Origin of the sequence: Streptomyces sp. NPDC127595, assembly GCF_042671685.1 — a bacterium.
In the GTDB taxonomy this organism is placed as follows: Bacteria; Actinomycetota; Actinomycetes; order Streptomycetales; family Streptomycetaceae; genus Streptomyces.
This window is the reverse complement of sequence record NZ_JBHXWK010000033.1, coordinates 1-1,313: the sequence shown is the minus strand read 5'-3', so window position 1 is coordinate 1,313 and position 1,313 is coordinate 1. Positions and strand designations below refer to the sequence as shown.

1 protein-coding gene is annotated in these 1,313 nt (G+C 67.6%); it reads right to left on the bottom strand.

What is annotated here, in order from left to right; all coding sequences use genetic code 11:
• The coding region (locus tag ACFVKT_RS40070) for an amino acid adenylation domain-containing protein (protein WP_385741924.1) at positions 1–1,244 on the bottom strand (1,244 nt) is incomplete at its 3' end.
• Between the last annotated feature and the right edge of the window lie 69 nt (positions 1,245–1,313).

The window sequence follows — 1,313 nt, the reverse complement described above, 5'->3', positions numbered from 1 at the left end:
GCCTCGATCTCACCCGGCTCGACCCGGAACCCCCGGATCTTGATCTGCGCGTCCGCACGCCCGGCGAACACCAACTCGCCACCAGCCGTCCACCGCACCAGATCCCCGGTCCGGTACATCCGCTCACCCAAGCCCAAGCCACCGAACGGGCACGCCACAAACCGCTCCGCACTCAGCCCCGGACGACCCGCATACCCACGCGCCAGACCACGACCCGCCACATACAACTCACCCACCACACCCGGCGCCACCGGACGCAGAAACTCATCCAGCACAAACACCCGCGTGTTCCACACCGGACGCCCGATCGGCACCACCACACCCGACGCCACCTCAGGAGACAACGGCCGCGACATCGTCGCGCACACCGTCACCTCCGTCGGCCCATACGCATTCACCATCCGCCGGCCAACAGCAAACCGCCCCACCAACTCCGGCCCACACACCTCCCCCGCCACCACCAACGTCACCAGTCCAGCGGGCAGATCCTCCTCAGTGGCCAGGAGAGAAGGCGGCACCGTCACATGCGACACCCCCAACTCCGCCACCGTCTCGCCCAGACGACGGCGCGGCGGCATGTGCTCACCATCCGCCACCACCAACGTCGCCCCCGACAGCAACGCCATACACAACTCCGAAACCACCGCGTCAAACCCCAACGCGGCAAACTGCAACACCCGCGACCCCACACCCACCCCGAACCGGTCAATCTGCGCCCCAGCCAGACTCCCGATCCCCTGATGACTGACCACCACACCCTTAGGACGCCCAGTCGACCCCGACGTATAAATCACATACGCCGCATGAGCCCCCCGCAACGGCACCCTCCGCTCCCCATCCACCGGCGCCGCCACCGACCACCCCGCCACCAACCCCACAACACCCGGATCATCACAGACCAGACACTCCAGACCCGTATCAGACAAAAGGCCGACAGTGGCACCCGAACACACCACCAACGCCGGATCCACGTCCCGCAACACCAGCGCAACCCGCTCGGACGGATACGCCGGATCCACCGGCACAAACGCCGCACCCGCCTTCACCACACCCAGCACCACCGCCACCCACTCCGCCGAACGCTCCAACACCACCCCCACCCGATCCCCCGGCCCCACCCCCCGACCGATCAACTCACGCGCCCACCGATTCGCCCGTACCTCCAACTCGCCATACGTCCACAACGTGTCCGCCGACTCCACCGCCACCACACCCGGCGTCCGCGCCACCTGCGCCTCGAACAACTCCGGCAACGTCCCCCCCGACACCACACGACCGGTGTCATTCCACCCGTGCACGACCAGCCGACGCTC